Origin of the sequence: Tenacibaculum tangerinum, from assembly GCF_029853675.1 — a bacterium.
Lineage (GTDB): Bacteria > Bacteroidota > Bacteroidia > Flavobacteriales > Flavobacteriaceae > Polaribacter > Polaribacter tangerinum_A.
The window spans coordinates 828,349-853,781 of record NZ_CP122539.1 but is presented as its reverse complement, the minus strand read 5'-3'; the positions used below and the strand labels follow the sequence as shown (position 1 = coordinate 853,781).

The window sequence follows — 25,433 nt, the reverse complement described above, 5'->3', positions numbered from 1 at the left end:
ATTTAGGCAAAATCCATGCTGCTATTCCTTGGGATGATTTGGTAAATACTTTTGGTATCCACGAACAATCAACAGGGCGAAACTATCTTTTTAGTCCTAAAGGGAGGCTTGGTTTAATGTTTTTGAAGCATTACGCTAATTGTTCAGATAAGAAATTAATAGAGCAATTAAATTCTAATCTTGATTATCAATTTTTTTGTGATATTGAACTAGGATTTGAACGTTTGACCAATTATAAAATAGTAAGTCAAATACGTTGTGAATTATCAGAGAAATTAGAGATTAGTTCAGTTGAAAAAGTTCTTTTTTCTTTTTGGAAAGGTCAAATAGAGAGCGCCAATCAAATAGTTATGGATGCAACTTGTTATGAGAGTGAACTATCTTATCCTAGCATTCAAAAATTACTTTGGCAGTCTGTGCATTGGCTTTATAAACAACTACAAAAAACCTGCTCAGTGTTAGGAGTTAAAATGATTCGAAGTAAGTATTTGAAATGGAAGAAACGGTATCAAGGGTTTAGTAAAATGCGAAGAAAAACCAAATCAAAACGAATCTCATTAACTAGAGCATTATTAAAATTACTATTGAAGTTTATCAATTTTGAAAAAGAACTACAAATCCATTCTAACCTAGAGTTTACCCCACAATATTATAAGAGAATAACTACAATTCAAAAGATTTACGAGCAACAAAAGCATCACTTTGATACAGGAGAGAAAATAAAGGATAGAATTGTGAGTATTCATAAGGATTATATTCGTCCTATTGTCAGGGGAAAAGAAGTAAAACCTGTTGAATTTGGAGCAAAAGTGAACAAAGTTCAAATAGACGGGATTAGTTTTATAGAACACATCAATTTTAATGCTTTTCACGAGGGAAATCGTTTTATACAAACGGTTCAAAAAGTGCAAGGATTAACTCGAAAGAAAGTAAAAATAGCTGGAGCAGATAAAATTTATGCCACCAATAAAAACAGAAAATACTGTAGTTCTAAAGCTATACAAACAGACTTTATTCCTAAGGGGAAAAAATCTAAAAACCACAAAGAAAAACAGAAACTTAGAGCTATTATTTCCAAAGAAAGAGCTACAAGATTAGAAGGGTCTTTTGGTAAGGATAAAGAACATTATCATTTAAAAAAGATAAAGGCTAAAACTAAAAAAAATGAGATTCTTTGGATTTTCTTTGGAATACACACAGGGAACGCACTTGAAATTGGTCGTAGAAAAGCGAGAGAAATAGACAAAAAAACAGCCTAATTTTAAAGCCCAAAAATAAGGTTAATGAGAGAGGTATGTCTTGTCGGATCTTTTTCCTAAAATTTTACCTTGAAGAAACTCAAAAAAGCCACTAAAATCAAAAATCGGGATTAAATTTGTAAAATTCGAATACCGATTTTTCTTAAATCTCAGAAAACAATCTGTTTTCTGAAAGTGCCTATCTAAATACTGGCATATTTGATATGTTTTGAGCCCTCAAAAAAGTAAAATCAGGAGTTAAAATTTTGGTTTTGTTCTAAATAAAGCCCTTACATAGCTTTAAAATGAATTCTATTTTTTTAAAATTTGGGGTTGTGCATCAGCTAACATTGTTGCAGGCAATTATTTTCAGTTTATTTTTTGCTTTTCGAGTCAATCAGTTCAATTAATTTATTCAGCGATGACTTAATTTTGTTCGACTCAGCTTTTTTTAGGATTAATTGCGCTTTGTTTTTCATTCCGTTGTAATTTGCGTCTGGATAAAGTTCAATCAGGGCTGGAAAATAGTTGTCAATTCCGTTTGCAAGTTTTGTTTTTCCCTTTTCTGTGAATGCTTTTTCGTTATTTATCTCGTCCAGATAAATCAGATAGTTTTCTATTAAAGTACTTACGTTTGAGTTAATGTTATTTATAACTCTTGAAGAATTTGGGTCGTCTGCATTTTCTTTTATTTGGTCATTCCCTAATTTGAAATATTTGAGTTGAAGCCCTAAACCAAAATGCCAAACAGCAAGCATTTCTTTATCGTATAAATATTGGTCTTTTCTATCAAGCGCATCATAGATGTTATTCATATCTTTCCATTCGCTGAAGAATTTTTCTGCCACTTCGTTTCTGTGCTTTATTCCTAATTCGTTATCATCAAGAACAATATTAAAATTCTGTTGGTCAGTAAGTTTTTCAACAATAATTCTTGTTTGTGGGTCGTCAAAAGTTGGAAGTTTTTCGTCTGCTTCGTAACCATAATTTAATTCCAAAACTACTTTATCATAGTCGTTTAAGTCCCAATAGCGTTTGTCAAGTGGAAATTTGTGTTTTTCTGTATTGCAATTTGTAAGTGTTATGCTTATTAAAGCAAAAAGTATAATTCTAATTTTTATCATTAAATTCAATTTTTGGTTCTTTATATTCGGTCAGCAAATTTAGTAAACTGTCAACTTCTTTCTCGTATCTTTTTTGTTCACTTAAAACATAACTGTGAAAAGTGTTGTAGTCGTATTCCGTTTGAAATTTTCGTTCTTCTTTTTTTGCTTGTCTAATTACTCCCTTAATCTTGTTCTCGTCAAATCTATTGAGTTTTGATATTTTTTCTTTTGCTTTACGAGCGAACAGTTCAGTTATTTTGATGTGATATTTCTCGTGTGTTAATAGTTCTTTGCTGTTAGTATTCTTTTTGTAAACAAAAGAGCGAGATGGATAGAATAGAGACCGAATTTTTACAGAATTATCATCAATTTCACTCTCAATTGATGTAACAACATATGCAAACCTTTCATTACCGTAAAGTGATTTTTTAAAAAACTCTAATCCTCTAAAGTTTTCAAATGTTATTTGGTCATATTTGTCAAAAGTTAACGGTTTTTCATAGTTCAGATAGTTTGTGTGGCTCAAAACTCCAAATCCGATAAGAATGGGAACTATTATAGCAAGGCTGTATTTCAAGAATTTTTTAAACTTCTTTAGCGGAATTTTATTTCCGTCTTTATTTTCTTTTAAAGCGAGATACAAATGATAAAAGACTGGTGAAAAATAAACCATAAATATTAAAGTAAGAATTAAATAATCATTCATTTTATTTGATTGATTCTATTTGCCTACAACGTCAGTCTGTCTCAAAAGTAGCATATATGATTGAGTATTTTAGGTGAATACGTCATTTTTTGAGTAAAAAGGTTTCGTTTTTAGATTGTTTCAAAATGCATTCTTTTGGTTTGTAAAGCTTTTCTGTATAGTACTGAAATATGGGTATGGTTAGTTGCATGGTTACATGATTAATTTAGTAAACATTCTTGAAATATAAGAAAATCTGTAAGATTTTCTAAGTAAGAAGAAACCAAGCAATTAGTTGTAGCGATTATTGGCGATAGTTTTTTATTCGTTCATTTTAATTTTGTGTTCAGAATATTTTAAAGATTCAATGTCCAAAATATTAAATCCTTGTTCAGAAATATAGTCCACATTTTCTTTCATTGAAACTTGAATTTCTTTTTTAATTGTCAGATTTCCATATTCTTCATAGGCTTCTGGTAGGTAGATTGAAAATGATTCTCCGCTTCTAAAAGTTCCGATTAGCGTGTCTCCATATTCGTTTTCAGGGTCTAAAAAGCACAAGTAATCTTCTTGTGAATCAGCTTTATTTTTAGAAAATCCAATTGAAAGTTTGGGAATCGCTGTATCTTCCTCATAGCCACTTAACCAACAAACAAGATTGTGATAAACATAAAAACTAATCGATGGGTCAATTTTTATAATTTTCCAATCTCCGTATTCAGCAATTCCGAACGTGTATATTTTAAATTCTTCATTCCCTGATAGTTCTCCATATTCTTTAATTCCTTTGAGAATATAACTTTTGGTTGTGCTTTTTGTAAGTATATATCTGCTGTAATCTTCGCTATTTATTTTCTTCAGATTACTGAGAGTTGATTTATCTTTCTCAGAAGTATTGCCTTTAGTTTCAAAACTATTTCCGCTTAAAAGGATTAAATTATTTTTCTTTTTTCCTCTAAATTGATTGAAAAGAACTAAAATAATTGTGATTACGCCTATTATTATGTACTTCATTTGCTTTTTAAATTACTGGTATACTCCTTTTTTATGGGATAAGCGGCAGGCTTTAGCAACTCTATACGTTAAAATATTAAAATTAAACATAAGAATGTAAAGCTTATAAAGCTGAGAATTACTTTTTAAGGAAGCTATTCTTTACAACATCATTTATTCTTCATCATATTTGAATGTAAAGTTTTCGTCAGTTGTTAATGCTAATCTTTCAGATTTATTCTTTTTTACTAACCATTCAGCTCCATAAGATCCAGTTCCGTCCGAGAAGGTTCCGAAAACTAAAATTCCATTGTCATTTTCATTGAATATTATTTGATGATGAAAGACGTCTCTTTTTCCAAACCAAGGATTACACATTTTTGATGTTTCTAATGATATTTTTTGCCCATTTAGTTTAACGTAAGCTTCTGAAAGTTCATATTCAGGAAAGTCGCCGTCAGTTCCAAAGAAAGTTTCTCCGTCAATGGTCAATTTGCTTTTATCAAGTTTATGTTTTTCAGGCTCAAATTTTTTTCGAACAAGAAAGAACACAATGTCTTTATACTTAATTTTTACAGTATCGATTTCTGAAGGAATTTGAATTATTTAAATATCGCCAACATTTTGCGTAAAATGCGCTTTTCTGCATTTTTCCGCAGTATTGTGTAGCATTTTTATCCTATTTTTAATTTTATCAAAACGATTATGATTATGATATTTAAAGGAAGTAGCCACCAAACCCATTTCGTATTATTATTTCCGAATATAGTACCCGAAATAAACCCATCCATTTTATCATAAAGTTTAGTACTTGCTTCAACCTTATTACCTTGTGAAATATCTTCTTTTAAATCAATTAACATTCCCACGAATGGTATTTTGTTTAAGATCATAATAATTCCTTTTCTTAAAAATTTCGGTGTCTTTTGATATTTAGAGTTTACCATTTTACCAAAATCTAATGCTTTGGTTAATTGATTATCAGTCAAGTCAACTTTATTTTGAAATAAATTCTCTGCCTTGTCGATTATTAGTTCGCTTATTTTATGAAAAAATGACGATAAGTTTTCATAAATCACTCGCATAGTATCAATAATTACGTACTGATATGTTCTATATGCAGAGTAGATGGTGATTCCTAATCCAAGAACTAGCACTAATAAAACAAATAAGATTTTTATAAACTCAAAATCTGTAGAGAGTAATCGACTGATTGCATAAAAGAACAATACCGTATTTGAGAAAGCAAATAAAAACAATATGGTAAAAAAACGTTTTACCCCATTTACACCTAATTTTCCACCTTCTTTTATAAGTCGCCAAGGATAGTTAAGCAATTCCAACAGCTGGTTATTTCTTTCTTCATTTTCAGGTAGGTTGTCATATTCTATAGCAAATTCTTTTTCTTTATTACCATTCACTTGGTAAGTTCCATCTATTTTATATTTTTTTTCCATCTTTAATTTTTATGTTAGACAACTAGCTTATAAACAATATAAAATTACTGGTATACTTGTTTTCTAGTAGGATAAACGGAAGTTTTAGCAATTTTATACTTTCAAATATAAAGAATAAATATAAGACGTAAAGCTTATAAAGCTGAGAATTATTTTTCATAGAAATTATTATCGTAAGTATTTTTATTATTAATGATTATATACCCAATCAGTCCAATTCCGATAATAGTCATTCCAACTATTCCAATTTTTAATCCTAATATCGGATTGTCATACAATTTATCGTTGAACAGACCTAAAACTAAAGAAATTAACTTTGTTGGTAAAAATGCCAAGCTAATTAGAATTGCTAAATATTTAGGGTTAGAATACTTTGTTAAAATCGAATGAATTATTGGTGCAATATGAATTTCTGAAATTGCAAGAAAAAGTAATGAAATTAAATAGAGTATTGTATGTTGTTCAGTAGGTACTTCTGGAATTAATAATACTATTCCGAATGAAATTACTCCAAAAATAAACCCAAGCATTAATTTAAAGAATTGACTACTGTAAAAGTAAGTCCATAAAATAATTACAATTATACTAATTGGTAAAAAAAAAATAGAGTTGATTGATTGCCATAAATGATTTGGGATATCTAAAGTGGATATTTCACTCAATTGTAATTGTAAATCGAAAGTTCGAATGCTTGATACTTCGTAAAACCCCCAAAATAATCCAACAACAATAAATGCAATCAAGATGTTTAAAACTCTTTCATTTATTGGAAACTCATTTTTCTCAATTTTATCCAGCCTTTTTTCCTCTGAAAGAAAAATAGGGATTGTTGAGATTAACATTAATACTCCAGATATCACAAACCCTATATTATAGCCATATGTTTCTCCTAAATATCCAACTAGTAAAATTCCGAGGAAAGAACCTAAATTTATTGCGAGATAAAATATCATAAATGCTGAATCTAACAATTCAGTCTTATTCAAATATGTCTTGCCGAAATTTGAAATGATATTTGGTTTGAAAAGCCCGTTACCTAAAACGACAAGAAACAAGCCTAAATAAAGTGCTTTTGTGGACGGAATACACAAACTAAAAGCCCCGATTGCTTGAATAATTCCACCAATTATTATTGATTTTTTATTTCCGATAAGTAAATCTCCAAAAAGTGCTCCTATGATTTGAGAAAAAACTAATGAAGCTGTAAGCCAGACATAAATGCTTAACGCTTCTTTATCTCCCATTTTCAGTGTTTCTCCAACCATATAAAGAACCACAAGGGCACGAAAACCATAATATGATGCTCTTTCCAACATTATGGAAATAGAGTAGTGGAGCGTTTCTTTTGTGTGTTTCTGATTTTTAATTTTTTCCATTGGGTCTCTTGGATTGGTAAATTACTCACAACTAGTTTATAAACAGCATAAAATTAATGATATACTTCTTTTTCGGTAGGATAAGTGGAAGATTTCAGCAATTTTATACTTTCAAATGTAAAAAATATAAATAAGAAAGTAAAGTTGAGAGAATTACGCCTTTCTGTAAGCACAGGGTATCGAAGCTTACATTCCACCACACGGTACTTACAAAGGGGGGGCTGAGGGTTTTGTGTACAACCGCGAGAAAGACCATTACATTTGTCCTCAAGGCGAGGTTGTGCCCTTTAAAAAAGTATTCTTAGACTACAGAACCAAAACCAAAAAGAAGGAATACCGTACCAGTTCCCTACAGTGTAAAGGCTGCCCAATGGCAAGTGGCTGTCTAGGTAAAACAGCCAAAGAAAAGAAGTTTTCGGTAACCTATTACAGGGATCAGTACGAACGGACTAAACAGCGGCTCGAAACTCTTTTAGGCAAACGTTCCAAGGGGATACGGCAGAGCCGGGTGGAGCCTGTTTTTGGAACTCTCACGCAGTATATGGGCTTGTGCAAAGTCAATGTTAGGGGTATTGATGGGGCGAATAATTGCATGCTCATGGCGGGGGCTGCATACAACATTAAAAAACTATTAAAATTCTTGGGTAAACCTACTAAAACTAAGGCCAAAGCGGTTGCTTTTGTGTTTTGGTTAAAAAACGTACGATATCACTTAATAAATTTCGTTTTAAGCTTTCTAAAAGAAGAAAATCAGGTGCTTAAATTTTGGCTTCGTTCTAAATACAACCCTTACATAGCTTTAAAAGGAAATCCGTTTTTTGAAATTTGGGGGTTGTGCATCAGCTACAATTGTTGTAAGCAGTTATTTAAATCGGTTTATATTCTTCTTAAAATAATTCTCAATATTTGGTTTCTGTTCAGTTTGTCTAAATTGAAACACTGTGTTTTCAGTTGTTGTTTCGTTAGTTCTATATTCGGTTTCACTTTTAATAACAAAACTTAAATCAGATTTAATAATTCCGTTCATTTCATACAAATAAGCTGAATTAAATGAATCTTTTCCAGGTTTTTGCATTTCAATACTGTAAAACTGAATTTTGATTCTATCATTATTGATTTTAGCTAAACCTTTATTCCCAATGTCGTTTGGTTTAAACCCGCAAATCCGTTTAGTTCGTTTTTCTTCTGAATTTTGAGATTCAAGCATCAATTCAATTGCTTTGTGTGCACTTTCATAAGAGTTTTCAAAAGTTTTTCCTTGCGAACAAGTGTAATTTGTAATTCCGTCAATTCCACGAATATTCACAACAAAGCCATCTTCATAAATAAAAAATGCAGAAAGATATTTAATTTTTTCTCCTTGAATTTTGTCAAAACTTTGAGCTTCACGCTCTAATTCCGCAAAGTAATAACCATTCAATTTTAAAGTCTTTTGAAGAATTTGATTATTCTCAAAATCAATCAGTTTATCCTTATGATGAGTCTTAAAAATTCCGCAAGAATTGAAAGTCAAAACCATTATAATTATCAGTAATATTCTATTTCTCACGGTTTTTCTTTTAATTGCTGCTAATGGTTAGTGTATGAGTAGTAGTGGATTTTTACTCACAAACCTTTCGGTTGTCTACTGACCTTTGTTTTATGTTTATACTTTCGTTTTTATCACTTAAACCGCCATTACTTATACACCGTGTTAGCGGCTGCTTCTATGTTTTGGTTCAAATTTTTCAAATCCTTTTCCTGTTTGTTTGTAAACTCCGTCATTGTTTGTCCCGAGCCAAAGTGTTCCGTTAGTATCTTGATAGATACAAATCAATAAAAGATCTTCTTCTCCATTATTTATTTCAAAGTTCAAGAGGTCTTGTCCATCATATTTCCAAACGCCACCACCATAAGTTGTCATCCATAAATTTCCTTCATTATCCGCAATTCCAGAATTGAAGTACAGTATTTTATCTCTTACGATTTCTTCGGATAGGTCAACGGCCTTTATTCTCTCATATTCCTTGGTTGAATTTGGCGTAATACTATATTTGCTCTTAAAATTACTCAACCAAATATTTCCATCACTATCTTCTAAAATTGAGCGAACTCCAGGTTCTCGTCCATCCGGAAGTCTTGATAATTCTTTTTCTCCAATCCATAAAAATGACTTGCCGTCAAAACGAAATGCTCCTGCCAAAACAGTTCCAAACCAAATATTTCCGTTTTTGTCCTTATTAATTCCAAATACCGTGTATGGGTTTTCACTTTTCCTGATTCCTAAAGTGTTTTCTATATCTTGTGTTGGCAAGTTAAGCTCATATAAATTTTGTCCGTCATATCTGTAAACATTATTTGCATTACCATTACAGTTGAACCATAAATCATTTGGTTCTAATTTCCATCGATTGGTGGTTGATTTTATGACTTCTAGTGTGGTAAACTCTATTCCATCAAATTTATTTACTCCATCTGGTGTCTCGATGTAGACGTTGCCTTTTATGTCTTCTTGTATTCCACGAATTTGGTTACTAATTAGTCCGTCATTTTGGGTGAATTGCTTTAGCTCTTTTCCATCATAGAAATAAATGCCAGTTCCATTACTGCCGAACCAAAAATTTCCTTTTTTGTCTTGAAAAACTGCCCAAATTTGATTGTCAAGTTCTGAAACAGCTTTGCCTATTTCGGTGGTTTTAGTTTCTTTTTGTTTAGGTTCAGATTTGATCTGACCATTGCAAGATTGGTAACTATTTGAAATGAGTAATAAGAAAAATATTTTGGTTAAGTATTTTATCATTTCTGTTTTCGAGTTTTTTTCTCAAGTTGCCGCTAACGGTTAGTATATGGCAAGTAGGGCAGTAGAAAGCGATAAACTTTCAAATTTGCTCTGAGCCAAAGCGTTGTATTTTGTTTTTAATTTATTCATTTTTAAAAGCCAAATCAACGATTTGGCGGTGTTGGTAAATATCACTGAACTTTCGTAAACCACCGAACGCCCTATTTGCTATATACAGTGTGCCTGTTGCACAACCCCAATATACGATTTATTTTTTACAATATGGAAGAGGTTTTTTGTGTTAAGTTATTGTTTTTCAAATATATAAATCGTATATTTAATTATGCAAGGCAAAAAAACGCATCAAGAAAAACTGTTCACTTCCTTTCAGTTGAGTGCGCATGTACCGCAAGAAAATTTTTATCGTAGATTAAATTGTGGAGCCTGTTTTTGGAACCCTCACACAGTATATAGGCTTACGCAAAGTAAATGTTAGGGGTATTGATGGGGCGAATAATTGCATGCCCATGGCGGGGGCTGCATACAACATTAAAAAACTATTAAAATTCTTGGGTAAACCTACTAAAACTAAGGCCAAAGCGGTTGCTTTTGTGTTTTGGTTAAAAAACGTACGATATAACTTAATAAATTTCGTTTTAAGCTCAGAAAAAAAGCAAAATAAGGAGTTAAAATTTTGGCTTCGTTCTAAATACAACCCTTACATAGCTTTAAAAGGAAATCCGTTTTTTGAAATTTGGGGGTTGTGCATCAGCTACCGGTGTTGTAGTGCGTTTTTATTCTTTTGTCAAAATATAAACATCTCCTATAGAGTTTGTCATATTTAATGTGTTATCGTTAATTTGATATTTCCAGATTCCATTTAACACAAGATTTGGGTCAAATTCAGTTGTTATAATGAGTTGTTTATTATCAAAATTCAGAGTGTTGTTTTGGACTGAAAAGGATCCAAAGTATATAGCTGGAAAATTAATTCTATCGCTTTCTCCAGAAAAATTTCCCTTATTAAAATTAAGTTCAACTTTTGATATCATTCCGTTTCTTTCAAAAGTTCCAATGTATTGTCCTTCAAAATTTGGCTCAGTAGAGTCATCATCATTATTACAAGCAAAAGCCATAATTATTATTCCGATTAAAATTAAAATTTTTGTTTTCATAATTTTCCCTTTTTCATTAGATGCTTTTTTATGCAAAACGTTGCGTTAAAATGCACCACAACTTGTTATATACAAACAAATATATGGTTTATTTAGGTAATATTTCGGGATAAAAGAACATTAAGGTTGTTATTATAGTCTTTTTGAATTTTCTTCAAAGCTGAGTCAAGTGGGTTTGTAATTTCTAATAAATCTTTTCTTTGTACATGTGTATAAATCATTGTTGTTTCAGGTTTTGCATGACCTAATAATGATTGTTTATATCTTATATCCACTCCATTTTCTAATAAATGAGTTGCATAGCTATGTCCTAAGTTGTGTGGTGTAACTGTTTTATTTATGCTTGCTAATTTTGCACTTCTTTTTAAAAACTGTCTTACACTTTCTGCGCTATACATAAGACTATCTTTTCCTTTATATCTTTTGAATGAAATAGTAATGGTTTCTTTTTTCATCTTTTTCAATTTTACAATCTATTTTAGTTCTATAAAAATAACCATTTAATGAATACAAATAATACAATTAATATATAAAACATAGACATCAAATTATATGATTTAGATGTGTAAATGGTTTTAGTAAAAAAAGTAGTGGCTTTTTAAAATCCTCGTTGTCGTTTGGCTTCAAACGTTAAAATAGCTGCGGCTACCGACACATTCATCGAGTCTATTTCACCTTGCATAGGAATATGGATATTCTGAGTGGCTTGGTCTCGCCAAATTTGTGTTAGTCCTGTAGCTTCAGTTCCAACGACCAAAGCAGTAGCTTTGGTATAGTCGTTTTTGTGGTATTGGTTTGAGTTTTGTAGGGTAGCACTATAAATATTGATGTGGCGCTTTTGCAAGTATGTTACGATGTCTTCAGAAGTGCCTACACCAATCTGGTTGGTAAAGACACAGCCTACGCTAGAGCGTATAATGTTCGGATTGAATACGTCTGTTTTTGGATTGGCGATAAAAACAGCATCTACCTTAGCAGCATCGGCAGTTCGTAACATAGCACCAATATTCCCTGGTTTTTCAATGCCTTCCATTACCAATACCAGTGGAGTAGTGGTGTTGAATTCAATAGCGTCTATATCGAAGTTTTTAGCTTTCACTACGGCAATAATTCCTTCGGTAGTATCGCGATAGGCAAGTTTTTGGTAAACTTCTTTTGTTATTTCTATAAGGTTGGAAGCCTTATTTAGAATTTTGTTTGTACTTTCATCAGTAATCATATCAGCAACAAACAGTAGGGTATCTATTTCATAGCCTCCTTTACGCACCAACGAAATTTCACGCTGTCCTTCTACTAAAAACAGCCCTTTTTTCTTGCGTTCTCTAGATTTTTCTTGAAGTTTTAAAAGTTCTTTTATGTAGGTGTTTTGTGTACTGCTAATTTGTTTCATCGACTGTAATATCTGAATACAAAAGTACTATTCTGTTTTATAAAAAAACATCATCCTAGTAAAAGAATGATGTTTAATAGTTTATTAAATTGAAGAGATTCCTTTGTCATTGTTTCGACTTCGCTCAACAAACTCCTCGGAATGACGTTAAAATTGTTGTCATAGCGAGGAATGATAATGACGTGACTATCTCTTAGTTTAGAAAGACATTCTACTGGTTTTTATACTTATTAGCATAACGCTTCCATAATTTTGTTTGATGTGATTCTAGGCTGATTTTTCTTCCTTGTATAAAAGCATCGTTTAAACTATTGGTGCGCATATCTAAGGCATCGCCTTCAGAAACAAATAGGGTAGCGTCTTTACCAACTTCTAAGGTTCCTACCATGTCGTCAATACCTAAAATTTTAGCATTGTTTTGGGTAATTAATTGTAAGGCTTTCTCTTTACCCAATCCGTAAGCAGCATGAGTTCCAGCGTAAAAAGGTAAGTTACGTGTACTCATACGTTCCATGTCTCCTTCCATACCTAAGCCCACTAAAATACCCGCATCGGTTAATATTTTTGCCGCACGAAAGGGTTTGTCGTAATCGGTATCTTCACTATTGGGTAAGCGATGCGCACGTTCTAAAATAACAGGTATATTGTTTGCTTTTAATAGGGTCGCTACTTTTTCAGCTTCTCGTCCGCGAACAATCACGATGTTTTTAACGCCTACTTCTTTACAAGTAGTCACAGCGTCAGTAATTGCTTTTTCTCCCGATACGTGCACAAACATTTTTTGTGTACCGTTTAAAACTCCTTGTAAAGCTTCGTATGGTAAGTTTTTAGGTGTTTTGTTACCTGCTAGGTAGCTTTTTGCATTAGCGAAAAATTCTTTAAGGTTATCAATGCTTTTTTGATAGTTTTTGTTAGGTTTTAATCCTGGATCTTCACCCATCCACCAACGACCTCTAGAAAATACTTGAGGCCAGTTCATGTGAACACCATCATCGGTTTTGATAGTAGCATCTTCCCAGTTCCAAGCATCTAATTGTACCACAGAAGAGGTACCAGAAATAACACCACCACGTGGAGCAATTTGAGCCATGAACACTCCGTTAGGTCGCATAGTTTCTACTACTTTACTTTCGGCATTATAGGCTATAATACTACGGATGTGGGGTAGCATAGCACCTACCTCATCATCATCGATGGTGGCACGTACCGCATCAATTTCAGCTAAACCTAAAGAGGTGTTTGCTGCAATGAATCCTGGGTATATGTGTTTTCCTTTGGCATTGATCACAGTACCTTTTCTGGCTATTCTCATATTGGCACTTCCTACGAAGTCAATTTTTCCGTTAGAGAACATGATTAAAGAGTTTTCAATCACTTTTCCGTTTCCTAAATGTGCTGTGGCACCTTCAATACTATAAGCTTGCGTTTGTTTGGGTGCGGGTGTTTGTTGCGCAATCGTGTTTCCTAAGAATAAGAAACCTACTACTAAACTGTATATGTATTTAATTTTCATGTTATGTATTGTTAAGTTTCTATTCTGTATCACAGTGAAATAATTTTTGAGTTTTCTTTTTAGGAGCTTGTGTTTTGCCTCCTTTAATCTTCTCTTGTAACATCATATTGATTAGCTTGGCACGTTCTGCTTTTATCGCTGTACGTTTTTCTAAGTCTTTTTCAATATCAAAATAAATAGCTCCGTCAATAATAGTTTTTTCTGCTTTAGAATAGATGGAAAGTGGATTTCCGCTCCATACAACCACATCAGCGTCTTTACCTACTTTAATACTTCCTGTACGGTCGTTTAGGTGTAATAGTTTGGCAGGGTTGATGGTTACGGTAGCCCAGGCTTCTTGTTCGCTTAAACCTCCGTATTTAATGAGTTTAGCGGCTTCTTGATTCAGTCTGCGAGACATTTCTGCATCGTCTGAATTAATAGCAACAGTAACTCCTTGATTGTGCATAATTGCTGCGTTGTAAGGAATGGCATCGTTCACCTCATATTTGTACGCCCACCAATCTGAAAACGTTGAACCACCAGCTCCGTGTTCTTTCATTTTATCGGCTACTTTATAACCTTCTAAAATATGTGTAAATGTGTTGATGTTAAAGTTGAATTGTTCTGCCACCTTCATTAACATATTGATTTCTGATTGTACGTACGAGTGACAAGAAATAAAGCGTTCTTTATTTAAAATTTCCGCCAAAGTTTCTAACTCAATATCTTTACGATACGGTTGTCCGCTTTTCTTTTTTGCGTCGTATTCTTTGGCTCTTTGGAAGTAGTCTATATATACCTGTTCTACTCCCATACGTGTTTGCGGAAAACGAACGGTGTTCATTTCTCCCCAGTTCGATTGTTTTACGTTTTCTCCTAAGGCGAATTTGATAAATTTTGGGGTATTATTGTATAACATTCCGTCGGCATTCTCTCCCCATTTTAGTTTGACAATTGCTGAACGTCCACCAATTGGGTTTGCAGAACCGTGTAGTATTTGAATAGAGGTAACACCTCCTGCAAGATTTCTGTAGATGTTTACATCGCTAGGGTCTACAACGTCTTCAATAGTTACCTCAGCAGACGAGTTATGACCAGATTCGTTAATAGCAGAAGCGGCAATATGTGAGTGTTCATCAATAATACCTGCGGTTACATACTTACCCGTTCCGTCGATAATTGTTGCACCTCTAGAAGATAGGTTGGTACCTATTTGGGCTATTTTTCCATTTTTAATCAATACATCGGTATTGTTGAACACTTCCTTGTTCTCAGAAGTCCAAACCGTGGCATTTTTAATTAAAATAGTCTCTTTTTGAGGTTGAACAACATTTCCAAATCCGATGTTCGGATAGGTAACCGGTACTACTTTAGGAGTATTGTCTTTTTTCTTGTCATCTTTCTTATCGGTATCATTTTTTCCCATAAAAATAGCATTCCACTTACTTTCATTTCCATCATTGTCAATTGCAGTACCCTTGAGTTGTTTATCATCAACTTGACCTGTTAAACGGGTAAAGTTATCTTCTTCTCTTAATGTAATGTGCAACCAATCGTTGGCAAAAGAAAAATTGGACTTAATTTTGGTATCTTCTTTTTTAATTTCTGCGGTTTGTTTAGCTCCTGTACCCTTAATGGTCATATCATACGATTTCCCGTTCACTGTTAGGGTATACTTACCTGTAATATCTTTGATATCCATTGAATTGATGGTGTTTTTTGCACCTTGCACCCAGTTTTCATACAGGGTAGTTTGCTTGTCAAAAATATCACCAGAGGTAATTAAGAAGTTTGCATGACTCCCTGCTTTCAAATTTCCTATTTTATCATTCTTTAAAATTTGAGCAGGTACTGTTGTTAGGGCTTCTAAGGCAGTAGTTGTATCTAATCCGTAACCAATGGCTTTTTGAAGGTTGCTATGAAACTCTTTTGTCTTCTTTAATTTGTAGGTAGTCAGGGCAAAAGGAATCTTGTTTTTTGCAAATATTGATGGATTTGCTGGTTCTTGATTCCAAGCACGCATATCACTCAACGCAATTTTATCGGCTAAGAAAGAATTCGATACATCGTAAGCGTTTCTAAAATCAATAGGAAGAATGTAGGTAGCATTGGTTGCTTTGATATCGTTGATTCTTTCATACTCATTTCCTCCTCCTAGAATGGTATACTGAATTCCGAATTCATCCCCAATTTTATCAGCACGCATATTGTCTAGATATCCACCCGCATTAAATATTTGAGGTAGTTCTTTTTTATTTTGTAGTGCTTCTAAAGCCAAATCGGTGTTTTTAGCATTTCCTTTGGCATACCAGTCGGCATCTAAATAAGTTTGACGTAACAATGCCATGGCGCCCATACGTGAAGTAGGGTAGCTTTGACGTGTTTTAGCACTTTTAGTAAACGATAAATAGTTTCCTGATTGTTTATCTAATATTCTGTAGGCATCAGAACTATGTGGGTTTAAAGCAACCAAAATTCCGTTACCTTGCATAATACCATCTTCTACATGCGTATTAACAGCACCGAAACCTAATGATAATAATTCTTTGGCTTTTTTAGCATCAAAATTGAATTCGGTAGCAGCGTCTACATCCGGACGAATATGGTCGTTCCAATAATATCCTTTTCTACCAGCGTCGTATTGGGGTCTTCTGCTGCGACTGCTTTCGCGTTTAGGTGTTGCAATGCCAAAAGTAGAATAAGCATCTACGAACGAAGGATATACAGATTTTCCGTCTAAATTTATAATCTGTGCTTCTTTAGGAATGTCAACCGATTTACCTACAGAGACAACTTTACCGTCTTTAATAAGTAGTGTTCCTTTCTTTACTACTTGGGTAGGCGTCACATAAATGGTAGCATTGGTAAATGCGTATAGGTTGTTTTTTGAGGACTTTACTCCTGTATTGGTAGGGAAGTATTCTTGTGCAAAAGAAGTGCTCATACACAATGATAAGAGTAAGAATAGTATTTTTTTCATGTAAAATTGAGTTGACTCGCCTATAAAAATATAGAGTTAAAAAGGAAAATAGTTTCTTTTAACAAAACATTAAGAATTAATTAAGAACTAGCTTACCAATCTTTTCATGGCCAGATAACCAAGCAGTATTGCTATTAACAAACTGAATTGCATAGTAGCTTTCATTACTTACTTCTTTCCAGGTATATCCGCCATCGTTAGAAAATGAAATTCCGGTTTTTCCAACGGCAAAAATTTCCTTTCCGTTCGTATTGGGTACGTATTGTACGCAGCTTTTATAATTAGGATTCATATTGTCAGCTACGAGTGTCCATGTTGTACCACCATCGGTAGTAATCGCTTTATTAGCACAGTTGTCTTCAGGTTTTGAGTAGTTACCTCCAATAGCTATTCCATGGTTTTCATCGTAAAAGTCGATAGAATAAATTCCTTGTGGTCCGTCGCCTTGTACTATAGGCGTGTCAAAAATCTTCCATGTATTGCCAAAATCGGTCGATTTTAAAATACGTGCTTTGGTGCCTCCAGAGCCTATCCAAACAGTATTGTTTACGATAGCAATGTTGGTATTACTAGCGGCGAAAAAGGCTTCTCCTTCTTCGAAAGTAGGAAGTTGTGAGCAAGGAATCTTTGTCCATGTATTGCCTCCATCAGCGGTAAGTATAATAGATGGACAATCTTCCGTAGGGTCTCCAACAGCGATGCCGTGCTTTCCATCAGCAAAAAATTGTATACAATCGTAAAATACTTTTTCATGTTCTTCGGTATATACCAATTCATAAGCATTTTGATTTCCTTTATATAATAGTGCAGGGTTTGCAATTGATAAAGCAAAAATATGTTCACCATTTTTAGCAATACTTCTAAAATGCGGTACAATCGTATCGTTATACTTTAAACTTTGTGTTTGCCATGTTGCACCACCATCTTTTGTAGTGGTAATATCTCCTTTGGAACCAGCAAAAACCAATTCATCGTTGCTTATTGCCAGCATGGCTCTAATACTGGTGCTATCTTGTTTAAACTCGGTAATATTAATAGTTTCAAAAGTTCTTAGTGTTTTCTTTTTTTCTTTGCAAGAAAGTATTGTTAAAGAGAGTAAGAAAAGGGATATTAATTGTTTCATTGGTATGTTTTAATAGTTTTAATTTGAATAAATACCCGAAGTATGTAAAATAATTGGTAAAGATGTAGAGAAAGGTTCACTTTACCTATATAGGTTTCATATTTTTGATATTTTTACAGAACTAAAAATAGAAAAACGAAACGTAAATTAATGAAAAAAGCGCTAGTAATTTCAGGAGGAGGAAGTAAAGGAGCATTTGCAGGTGGAGTTGCTCAATATTTGATGAAATATAAAAATAAAGATTACGATATGCTCTTAGGAACCTCAACTGGTAGTTTGATGGTTTCGCATTTAGCTTTGGGATTAGTCGATGAATTGAAAGAATTATACACGTCGGTAGATCAGAAGGCTATTTTTAGCAATAGTCCGTTCAAAGTAAAGTCGGTACACGGAGAAAAAGTGGTTTCTATACGACATCGAAATACTTTTTGGAACTTTTTAAATGGTCGTAAAACCTTTGGTGAGAGTAAGAATTTACGCAAGCTAATAGGTAATAGCATTACTAGAGAAATGTATGATGAAGTTAGAAGGTTGAACAAAGAGGTGGTCGTAACCGTATCTAATCTTACTGCCAATCAAATTGAGTATAAGTCTATCTTAGAATGTGAATACGAAGATTTTTGCGATTGGATTTGGGGTTCGTGCAATTATGTTCCCTTTATGAGTTTGTTAGAAAAAGACTATTGTCAGTATGCAGATGGAGGTTTTGGAAGTTTAGTTCCTATTCGGGAAGCAATTTCTAGAGGAGCCACAGAGGTAGATGCTATTATTTTAGCTACCGAAGTAACACAAATGAATAGGTTGCCCGCTAAAAACCCTTTTTCGTTGATGATGGATACCTTTGATTTTATGCTAGAAAATGTAGAAAGGCACAATATTACCATTGGAAAATTATCAGCCAAACAACATGATGTAAAACTCAATTTATATTATACACCAACAGTATTAACAACCAATTCGTTAGTTTTTGATAAAGAGAAAATGAAGAAATGGTGGAAATCTGGTTATCAATATGCAAAAAAGCTAAATGATGATAAAATGACAGAGTTTAGACCAGAAATGGTAGAGAATCAAGATATAGAAGAAGGAATTGAAAACAGCGAAATATGAAATTTGGAAAAGTAGCACAACCAGAATTAGTAAATTTTACGTTACCAGAAACACACCCTAAAACAATTGAATTGTTAAATTGTTTTGAAGAAACGGCAACTCCTAATGTGTTTGTAGGCTGTGCAAAATGGAATAAAGCTGATTTAAAAGGATTTTATCCGAGAGGAACTAAAGACGAATTAGACTATTATTCAAGGCAATTTAACTCCATAGAATTAAATGCTACTTTTTACCGACAGTTTACAGCAGAACAATTTGAAAAGTGGAAAGCTAAAACGCCTAAAGACTTTAAGTTTTTTCCAAAACTAGGGCAGGAGATAAGTCATTGGAAACGTTTACAAGGAGTGCAAGATGCAGTAAATATTTATTTAGATAGTGCAGCACATTTACAGGAGAAATTAGGAACGATTTTCTTACAGTTACATGCTAATTTTGGAAATAAAAACTTCGATAGGTTGCAAAATTTTGTACTCAGTTGGCCCAAAGGAATACCATTAGCTATTGAGGTACGTCACCCAGATTGGTTTGAAGATACAGTGGTGTTTAACGAGTTTACACAGTTGTTTGAAGAGCATAACATAGCGAATATAATAGTAGATACCGCAGGCAGAAGAGATATGATGCACATGCGTTTAACGAATAATGAAGCTTTCGTACGTTATGTAGGGGCGAATCACTCGTCAGATTATACTCGCTTAGATGAGTGGGTAGCTCGCCTAAAAGAATGGAACGATTTAGGATTGAAAAATATTCACTTTTTTATCCATCAGAACTTAGAGGTAGAATCACCGTTGTTAGCTGGGTATTTTATAAAAAAACTAAATCCAGCATTGGGTATTAATTTAAAAATACCGAATGAAGAGAATAGCCAACAAATGACGTTGTTGTAGTATCAATTATCAATTCACAACTCGTAATTTAAAACATCTTTTTCTCTAGAAGAATTGCTTTTGGATGCAAAATATTATTTTCGAGATGAATGTGTTTATGTAAATCTTGTTCAAATTCATCTAGTTTTGCATACAAAGCACGAAAAGTATTACAAGCACCTTCTGGAGGCGTATATTTATGAGACAATCTTGATATTTCTTTAAAAATAGTTCCAGCATTTTCATGTTCGTGCTCCATTATTTGTATGGGGTTGTTCACAGTTTCAAAAGCAGGTGTTGTATTTTTTACCTCTTCTTTTTTTGCCTTTACTAGCTGTTTTATATACGGAAATAGTACTTGTTCTTCTTTTTGTAGGTGCGATAGTAACTCATTTGCTACTTCGTGAAATAATTGATTTATCGCAACTACTTCGGTATAATGATGTCCATGTACTTTGGCTACTTTAGTTGCATATTGAGAAATGATTGGTAAGCTTTCTCTTACATAGCTATGATGTATGTTCTCAATATAAACGATTAAAAAATCCAACTCCCATTTGTCATAATCTTCAATAACATCTTTTATGACATCAACTTCTGCTAGTTCTTGTTCAAGTGTTGCCTGATCTACGTTATTTTTCGCACAAGCTTTTTCAACAGTTATACCACCCCCACAACAAAAATCAATTCCGTATTTTTTGAAAATATGTGCTGTTTTTATGTTCTCGGTTACATAATCAGCTACTGTTTTATTGTTTGATATTACCATGATTTGTAGTTTTTAAGTCTGTAGGCTTTATAGTGACATGCCCAGTTATATTTGTATTATCTGTATTTTCTTTTAAAAACGCTACGCTCTCAGAACGAAATAAATGAGAATACTTAGCTTTAAAATCAATGTCTTTCATGAACACACATTCGTGCATAAGATTTATTTTAGCGTGTGTTTTCGTATCAATCTCTAATTGAGCAAAAATTGTAGCTACTGACAAAAAGAGTAAGACTATCAGGATTTTATATCCTTTCATAAAAATTAAGTATTTCTTATTTTTACACAAATAACTGAGTTTCTGAAGCTAAAAAACATGATAAAAATCATATCTTTATCAAAACAGATAAAAATATCTTTTTTTGAAAATAATTTGATATATTAACGACTTATCTTTAAAATGGCAACCAATGAATACCAAGATACTAACCTGGAAAGATGTAATTAGCTTTACAGTTAATGAGAATCCAATACCAGATAAAAGAGTGGAAAAAACGACTAAAGAATGGCAAGAACTTTTAACCCCCGAGCAGTTTAGAGTTACTAGACAAAAAGGAACAGAGAGACCCAACTCAGGAGCTTTGTGTAGCGTGTATGATGTGGGTAAGTATAAATGTGTTTGCTGTAATACCCCTTTGTTCGATTCAACAATTAAATTTAGTTCGGGTACAGGTTGGCCTAGTTTTACACAACCCATAAAAGAGAATGCTATTAAGTATGAAAAAGACACAACTTTTGGTATGGTTCGTGTCGAGGTAATGTGTAACACCTGCGATGCTCATTTAGGACATGTTTTTCCTGATGGACCCGCTCCTAGCGGATTACGTTATTGTATTAACTCAGCATCTATGATTTTAGATGCTCAATAATAAATAAACCAATGAAAAAAGATAAATTAGAAACAGTAACCGTTGGTGGCGGTTGCTTTTGGTGCGTAGAGGCTGTTATTAACCAGATAAAAGGAGTAGAAGAAGTTGTATCAGGTTATATGGGAGGAATTGTACCAGGAACGCCAACCTATAGAGAAGTGTGTTCAGGTTTAACGGGACATGCAGAAGTGGTACAAGCAACATTTAATCCTGAAATAATAAGTTATAAAGAGTTGTTAATGATATTTATGACAAGTCACAACCCAACAACCTTGAATAGACAAGGAGGTGATATAGGAACTCAGTATCGCTCTGTCATTTTTTATCATAATGAACAACAAGAACTAATTGCTCAAAAAGTAGTAGAAGAGTTAACACCTTATTATGAAGATGCTATTGTAACCGAAATAAGTCCAGCATCAAGGTTTTATCCTGCTGAAGACTATCATCAAAACTATTATGAAAATAATAAAGACCAAATCTATTGTTCAATGGTTATTTCACCCAAATTGGCAAAATTGAAAAAACTATATGATAGCAAACTAAAGAATAAAAGAGCGTGTTGAATTTCAATATAGAAAATACTTTTACAAACGAATTACCAGCAGACCCAATTCAAGAAAATACAAGAAGACAAGTTGCACAAGCTTGTTTTTCGTATGTAACTCCCCAAAAAACATCCCATCCAAAAATCATACATGTATCGGATACAATGCTAAAAGAATTGGGACTTTCAGAAGCAGACATAACTTCCGAAGAATTTAAGAATGTTTTTACAGGAAATGAAGTATTTCCGAATACCCAACCCTATGCCATGTGTTATGGCGGACACCAGTTCGGGCATTGGGCAGGCCAATTAGGAGATGGTAGAGCCATTAATTTGTTTGAAACAGTTTACCAGAACAAAAATTGGGCATTGCAATTAAAAGGCGCCGGAGAAACTCCCTATTCGAGAAATGCAGACGGATTAGCAGTATTGCGCTCTTCTATTCGAGAGTACTTGTGCAGTGAAGCCATGTATCATTTAGGTGTGCCTACGACAAGAGCATTATCGTTAGCCTTGTCGGGAGATCAAGTACTACGAGATGTGATGTACGATGGAAACCCTGCCTATGAAAAGGGAGCAATTGTGTGCAGAGCAGCCAAATCTTTTTTACGTTTTGGTAGTTACCAACTATTTCCAGCAAGGGGAGATGTAAAAACGTTAAAAACACTGGTCGATTATACCATCAGAAATCATTTTTCTTACCTAGGCGAACCGTCAAAACAAACGTATGTGGCCTTTTTTAAAGAAGTAGCCGAACGTAGTTTGAAGATGGTGATTCATTGGCAACGGGTAGGTTTTGTGCACGGAGTAATGAACACCGACAATATGTCGATTCTCGGATTAACGATTGATTACGGACCTTACGGATGGTTAGAAGGTTATGACCATGGATGGACTCCTAATACCACCGACAATACACACAAACGATACCGATATGGTGCGCAACCAGAAATCGTTTTATGGAATTTATACCAGCTGGCCAATGCGTTGTACCCTTTAATAAAAGAAGCAGCCCCTTTAGAAGCTGTTTTAGAAAATTATCAAGAGCAATTTCCTGAAAAGTATGTACAAATGATGCGAGAAAAAATAGGTCTTTTTTCTTCAAAAGAATCAGATGGAAAATTAATTGCTGACCTTGAAGAAGTGCTTCAAAAAGCAGAAACGGATATGACTATTTTTTTCAGACTGCTGGCAACTATTTTAAAAGAAGATACCGTTGAGAAAGCAATCGAAAAAATAGCAAAAGCATTCTACACGCCTTCAGAAGTTGTAGCCGAAATAAAAACATCTTGGGAAAACTGGTTTCAAAATTATTTGGAAAGATTACAAAGCGAAACTGTTTCAGACGAAGAAAGAAAAAGGAAAATGAATGCAGTTAATCCGAAATACGTACTCCGAAATTACATGGCACAATTAGCCATTGATGACGCAAATAAAAATGATTTTTCATTGTTAAATGAATTATGTACATTGCTAAAAAATCCCTACGATGAACAACCAGAATACGAAAAATGGTTTGCGAAACGACCAGAATGGGCTCGAAATAAAGTAGGAAGCTCTATGTTATCTTGTAGTTCTTAGAATATATGAAATATAAATCTTTAGTTTAAGTAGTTTATTTTAATTTTTTGATTATTAGATATTTATAGTTTTTATTTAAAAATATTACAAAATGATTTTTTAAATAAAAACTGAAATAAATTTGGAAAATCCATTTTTATAATTGAATATTTGTACTCGTAAAAGTTCAAACACTTATTGACGATGTTATCAAGAAAGGTGGAGGGATTAGACCCTGTGAAACCTTAGCAACCCTTTGTGCAAACAAAGAAGGTGCTAAATTCTACCAGAGCGTAAAAACTCGTGGATAGATAACCCAGAGAAGTTTTTTTCATAACTACAAGAAGCTTCTTATTATTTCTTAATAACATTTTTCTAGTAAGCAACATCTAATAAAGATGTGTTTTGGCTTTTGGTTTAATCTCAAAATGTTTCACAATACGCAGTATTGTATTCCTTTTGAAAATGTCATTCTCGCGAAAGCGGGAATCTAGTATTAACTCAAAAACAAGAAAAATGAGTACACAAAAATTCGCAACCAATGCGTTGCACGCAGGTCATGATGTAACCCAAAATGGAGGAGCAAGAGCGGTTCCTATTTACCAAACATCATCGTATGTTTTTAACAATTCAGAGCATGCAGCAAATCTGTTTTCGTTAAAAGAATTAGGATTTATTTACACCCGTCTAAACAATCCGACCAATCAAATTTTACAAGATCGTTTAGCTGCTTTAGAAGGAGGCATCGGTGCGGTGGTTTTTGCTTCGGGGACGGCAGCAATTTCAACAGGCTTATTAACTCTTTTAAAAGCAGGAGATCATATTGTAGCATCAAGTAGTTTGTATGGAGGAACCTACAATTTGTTAAGCGTTACCTTACCAAGGTTAGGAATAACCACCACCTTTGTTGATGCTTCTGACCCTGATAATTTTGCCGAGGCAGTACAAGAGAATACCAGAGCCTTTTTTGTAGAATCTTTAGGGAATCCGAAGTTAGACGTATTAGATTTAAAAGCCATATCTACACATGCTAAAAAAGCAGAAGTGCCTTTTATTGTAGATAATACAGTAGCCACACCTGCCTTATTAAATCCGATTGAACACGGAGCGAATATTGTAATTCACTCCTTAACAAAATACATTGGCGGACAAGGAAATTCGCTAGGAGGAGCCATTATTGATGCAGGAACCTTTAATTGGGCAAACGGTAAGTTTCCTGAGTTTACCGAACCTTCAGCAGGATATCACGGATTGGTGTACCACGAAGCATTAGGAGCAGCCTCGTATACATTTAAACTGATTTTAGAAGGATTGCGTGATTTTGGTGGCGCATTAAGTCCAACCAATGCCTTTAACATTATTCAAGGGTTAGAAACCCTGGAAGTAAGAATTCAAAAACATAGTAAAAATGCGTTGGAATTGGCTAAGTGGTTGCAAGAACAAGAAGAAGTAGCTTGGGTAAACTATCCTGGTTTAGAAGGAAACAACTACAAAGCGTTAGCCGATACCTACCTGCCTAAGGGTCAAAGTGGCTTGGTAACCTTTGGGGTAAAAGGTGGTTATGAAGCCGCTAAAACCATTGCCGATACTACCCAACTTTTTTCATTATTAGCGAATATTGGAGATACCAAATCGTTAATTATTCATCCAGCAAGTACGACACACCAACAATTGAGTGATGAAGCACAAGAAAGTACAGGAGTTACGAAAGATTTAATTCGTTTATCGGTTGGCTTAGAAAATGTAGAGGATTTAAAAACCGATTTACAAAAAGCATTTGCTAAAATTTCTAAAGAAGTATTGGCGTAAAATGAACTGCGTTAGGGATTGAAATGGCATCCTTTTGTGGTGAGTTCGAGTTTGCGCAGCAAGTATCGAGAACCCACAAAAGATATAATGTAAAGCCCGACCCTTTAGGGGAACGCCCATAAAA

At 33.6% G+C, this 25,433-nt stretch carries 23 protein-coding genes, 1 pseudogene and 1 riboswitch; of the genes and pseudogenes, 8 read left to right on the top strand and 16 right to left on the bottom strand.

Annotated elements, in window-relative coordinates; genetic code table 11:
• Positions 1–38: 38 nt before the first annotated feature.
• Complete coding sequence (locus tag P8625_RS03615; protein ID WP_279652134.1) at positions 39–1,259, top strand: transposase; 1,221 nt, start codon at positions 39–41, stop codon at positions 1,257–1,259.
• A 353-nt stretch (positions 1,260–1,612) separates the two neighbouring features.
• Here the strand turns inward: P8625_RS03615 and P8625_RS03610 are convergent, their stop codons facing one another.
• The 6 genes from P8625_RS03610 to P8625_RS03585 all read right to left on the bottom strand — a co-directional run bounded on the left by P8625_RS03610 (position 1,613) and on the right by P8625_RS03585 (position 6,855).
• On the bottom strand, positions 1,613–2,362 hold the full coding sequence (locus tag P8625_RS03610) for a hypothetical protein (RefSeq protein WP_279652133.1): 750 nt from the start codon (positions 2,360–2,362) through the stop codon (positions 1,613–1,615).
• Complete coding sequence (locus tag P8625_RS03605; protein WP_279652132.1) at positions 2,349–3,050, bottom strand: hypothetical protein; 702 nt, start codon at positions 3,048–3,050, stop codon at positions 2,349–2,351. Before P8625_RS03605 ends, P8625_RS03610 begins: the two co-directional genes overlap by 14 nt.
• Positions 3,051–3,350: 300 nt before the next feature.
• Complete coding sequence (locus P8625_RS03600; protein WP_279652131.1) at positions 3,351–4,043, bottom strand: hypothetical protein; 693 nt, start codon at positions 4,041–4,043, stop codon at positions 3,351–3,353.
• Between the two features lie 153 nt (positions 4,044–4,196).
• Positions 4,197–4,514: a hypothetical protein gene (locus tag P8625_RS03595; protein WP_279652130.1), complete on the bottom strand. Its 318-nt coding sequence runs from the start codon at positions 4,512–4,514 to the stop codon at positions 4,197–4,199.
• A gap of 182 nt (positions 4,515–4,696) precedes the next feature.
• Complete coding sequence (locus P8625_RS03590) at positions 4,697–5,479, bottom strand: hypothetical protein (protein WP_279652129.1); 783 nt, start codon at positions 5,477–5,479, stop codon at positions 4,697–4,699.
• 149 nt (positions 5,480–5,628) lie between these two features.
• The gene (locus tag P8625_RS03585) at positions 5,629–6,855 is read right to left on the bottom strand and encodes a POT-type proton-dependent oligopeptide transporter (protein ID WP_279652128.1); all 1,227 of its coding nucleotides are present in this window, start codon (positions 6,853–6,855) and stop codon (positions 5,629–5,631) included.
• A gap of 232 nt (positions 6,856–7,087) precedes the next feature.
• Here P8625_RS03585 and P8625_RS03580 point away from each other — a divergent pair.
• Positions 7,088–7,477 (top strand): annotated as a pseudogene (locus P8625_RS03580) (transposase); the annotation flags it as partial.
• 240 nt (positions 7,478–7,717) lie between these two features.
• Here the strand turns inward: P8625_RS03580 and P8625_RS03575 are convergent.
• The 8 genes from P8625_RS03575 to P8625_RS03540 all read right to left on the bottom strand — a co-directional run bounded on the left by P8625_RS03575 (position 7,718) and on the right by P8625_RS03540 (position 17,776).
• Positions 7,718–8,404 (bottom strand): hypothetical protein, encoded by a 687-nt coding sequence (locus tag P8625_RS03575; RefSeq protein ID WP_279652127.1) that lies wholly within the window; start codon positions 8,402–8,404, stop codon positions 7,718–7,720.
• Between the two features lie 144 nt (positions 8,405–8,548).
• On the bottom strand, positions 8,549–9,634 hold the full coding sequence (locus P8625_RS03570; protein WP_279652126.1) for a ligand-binding sensor domain-containing protein: 1,086 nt from the start codon (positions 9,632–9,634) through the stop codon (positions 8,549–8,551).
• Between the two features lie 773 nt (positions 9,635–10,407).
• Positions 10,408–10,788, bottom strand: a complete 381-nt coding sequence (locus tag P8625_RS03565; protein WP_279652125.1) for a hypothetical protein — start codon at positions 10,786–10,788, stop codon at positions 10,408–10,410.
• A 92-nt stretch (positions 10,789–10,880) separates the two neighbouring features.
• A complete protein-coding gene (locus P8625_RS03560) occupies positions 10,881–11,243 on the bottom strand; it encodes a tyrosine-type recombinase/integrase (protein WP_279652124.1) in 363 nt (120 codons plus the stop codon).
• Positions 11,244–11,386: 143 nt separating this feature from the next.
• Complete coding sequence (locus tag P8625_RS03555; protein WP_279652123.1) at positions 11,387–12,178, bottom strand: TrmH family RNA methyltransferase; 792 nt, start codon at positions 12,176–12,178, stop codon at positions 11,387–11,389.
• Between the two features lie 211 nt (positions 12,179–12,389).
• On the bottom strand, positions 12,390–13,691 hold the full coding sequence (locus tag P8625_RS03550; RefSeq protein ID WP_279652122.1) for an amidohydrolase family protein: 1,302 nt from the start codon (positions 13,689–13,691) through the stop codon (positions 12,390–12,392).
• Between the two features lie 19 nt (positions 13,692–13,710).
• On the bottom strand, positions 13,711–16,653 hold the full coding sequence (locus P8625_RS03545) for an amidohydrolase family protein (RefSeq protein WP_279652121.1): 2,943 nt from the start codon (positions 16,651–16,653) through the stop codon (positions 13,711–13,713).
• A gap of 76 nt (positions 16,654–16,729) precedes the next feature.
• Positions 16,730–17,776, bottom strand: a complete 1,047-nt coding sequence (locus tag P8625_RS03540; RefSeq protein ID WP_279652120.1) for an oxidoreductase — start codon at positions 17,774–17,776, stop codon at positions 16,730–16,732.
• Between the two features lie 150 nt (positions 17,777–17,926).
• Between P8625_RS03540 and P8625_RS03535 the strand changes: the two genes are divergently transcribed.
• Positions 17,927–18,886, top strand: a complete 960-nt coding sequence (locus P8625_RS03535) for a patatin-like phospholipase family protein (RefSeq protein ID WP_279652119.1) — start codon at positions 17,927–17,929, stop codon at positions 18,884–18,886.
• On the top strand, positions 18,883–19,776 hold the full coding sequence (locus P8625_RS03530; protein ID WP_279652118.1) for a DUF72 domain-containing protein: 894 nt from the start codon (positions 18,883–18,885) through the stop codon (positions 19,774–19,776). Before P8625_RS03535 ends, P8625_RS03530 begins: the two co-directional genes overlap by 4 nt.
• A 28-nt stretch (positions 19,777–19,804) precedes the next feature.
• Here the strand turns inward: P8625_RS03530 and ric are convergent, their stop codons facing one another.
• Together ric and P8625_RS03520 are read right to left on the bottom strand one after the other, a co-directional pair.
• Positions 19,805–20,524, bottom strand: coding sequence for an iron-sulfur cluster repair di-iron protein (gene ric / locus P8625_RS03525; RefSeq protein ID WP_279652117.1), 720 nt, complete (start codon positions 20,522–20,524; stop codon positions 19,805–19,807).
• On the bottom strand, positions 20,505–20,783 hold the full coding sequence (locus P8625_RS03520) for a hypothetical protein (RefSeq protein ID WP_279652116.1): 279 nt from the start codon (positions 20,781–20,783) through the stop codon (positions 20,505–20,507). Before P8625_RS03520 ends, ric begins: the two co-directional genes overlap by 20 nt.
• Before the next feature lie 163 nt (positions 20,784–20,946).
• Here P8625_RS03520 and msrB point away from each other — a divergent pair, with 163 nt between their 5' ends.
• The 4 genes from msrB to P8625_RS03500 all read left to right on the top strand — a co-directional run bounded on the left by msrB (position 20,947) and on the right by P8625_RS03500 (position 25,309).
• The gene (msrB, locus tag P8625_RS03515; protein ID WP_279652905.1) at positions 20,947–21,393 is read left to right on the top strand and encodes a peptide-methionine (R)-S-oxide reductase MsrB; all 447 of its coding nucleotides are present in this window, start codon (positions 20,947–20,949) and stop codon (positions 21,391–21,393) included.
• An 11-nt stretch (positions 21,394–21,404) separates the two neighbouring features.
• The gene (gene msrA, locus P8625_RS03510) at positions 21,405–21,959 is read left to right on the top strand and encodes a peptide-methionine (S)-S-oxide reductase MsrA (protein WP_279652115.1); all 555 of its coding nucleotides are present in this window, start codon (positions 21,405–21,407) and stop codon (positions 21,957–21,959) included.
• Positions 21,956–23,521: a protein adenylyltransferase SelO gene (locus P8625_RS03505; RefSeq protein ID WP_279652114.1), complete on the top strand. Its 1,566-nt coding sequence runs from the start codon at positions 21,956–21,958 to the stop codon at positions 23,519–23,521. The genes msrA and P8625_RS03505 overlap by 4 nt, the downstream gene beginning before the upstream one ends.
• 183 nt (positions 23,522–23,704) lie before the next feature.
• A riboswitch (SAM riboswitch) is annotated at positions 23,705–23,818 on the top strand.
• Positions 23,819–24,016: 198 nt separating this feature from the next.
• The gene (locus P8625_RS03500; RefSeq protein ID WP_279652113.1) at positions 24,017–25,309 is read left to right on the top strand and encodes an O-acetylhomoserine aminocarboxypropyltransferase/cysteine synthase family protein; all 1,293 of its coding nucleotides are present in this window, start codon (positions 24,017–24,019) and stop codon (positions 25,307–25,309) included.
• Positions 25,310–25,433 lie beyond the last annotated feature (124 nt).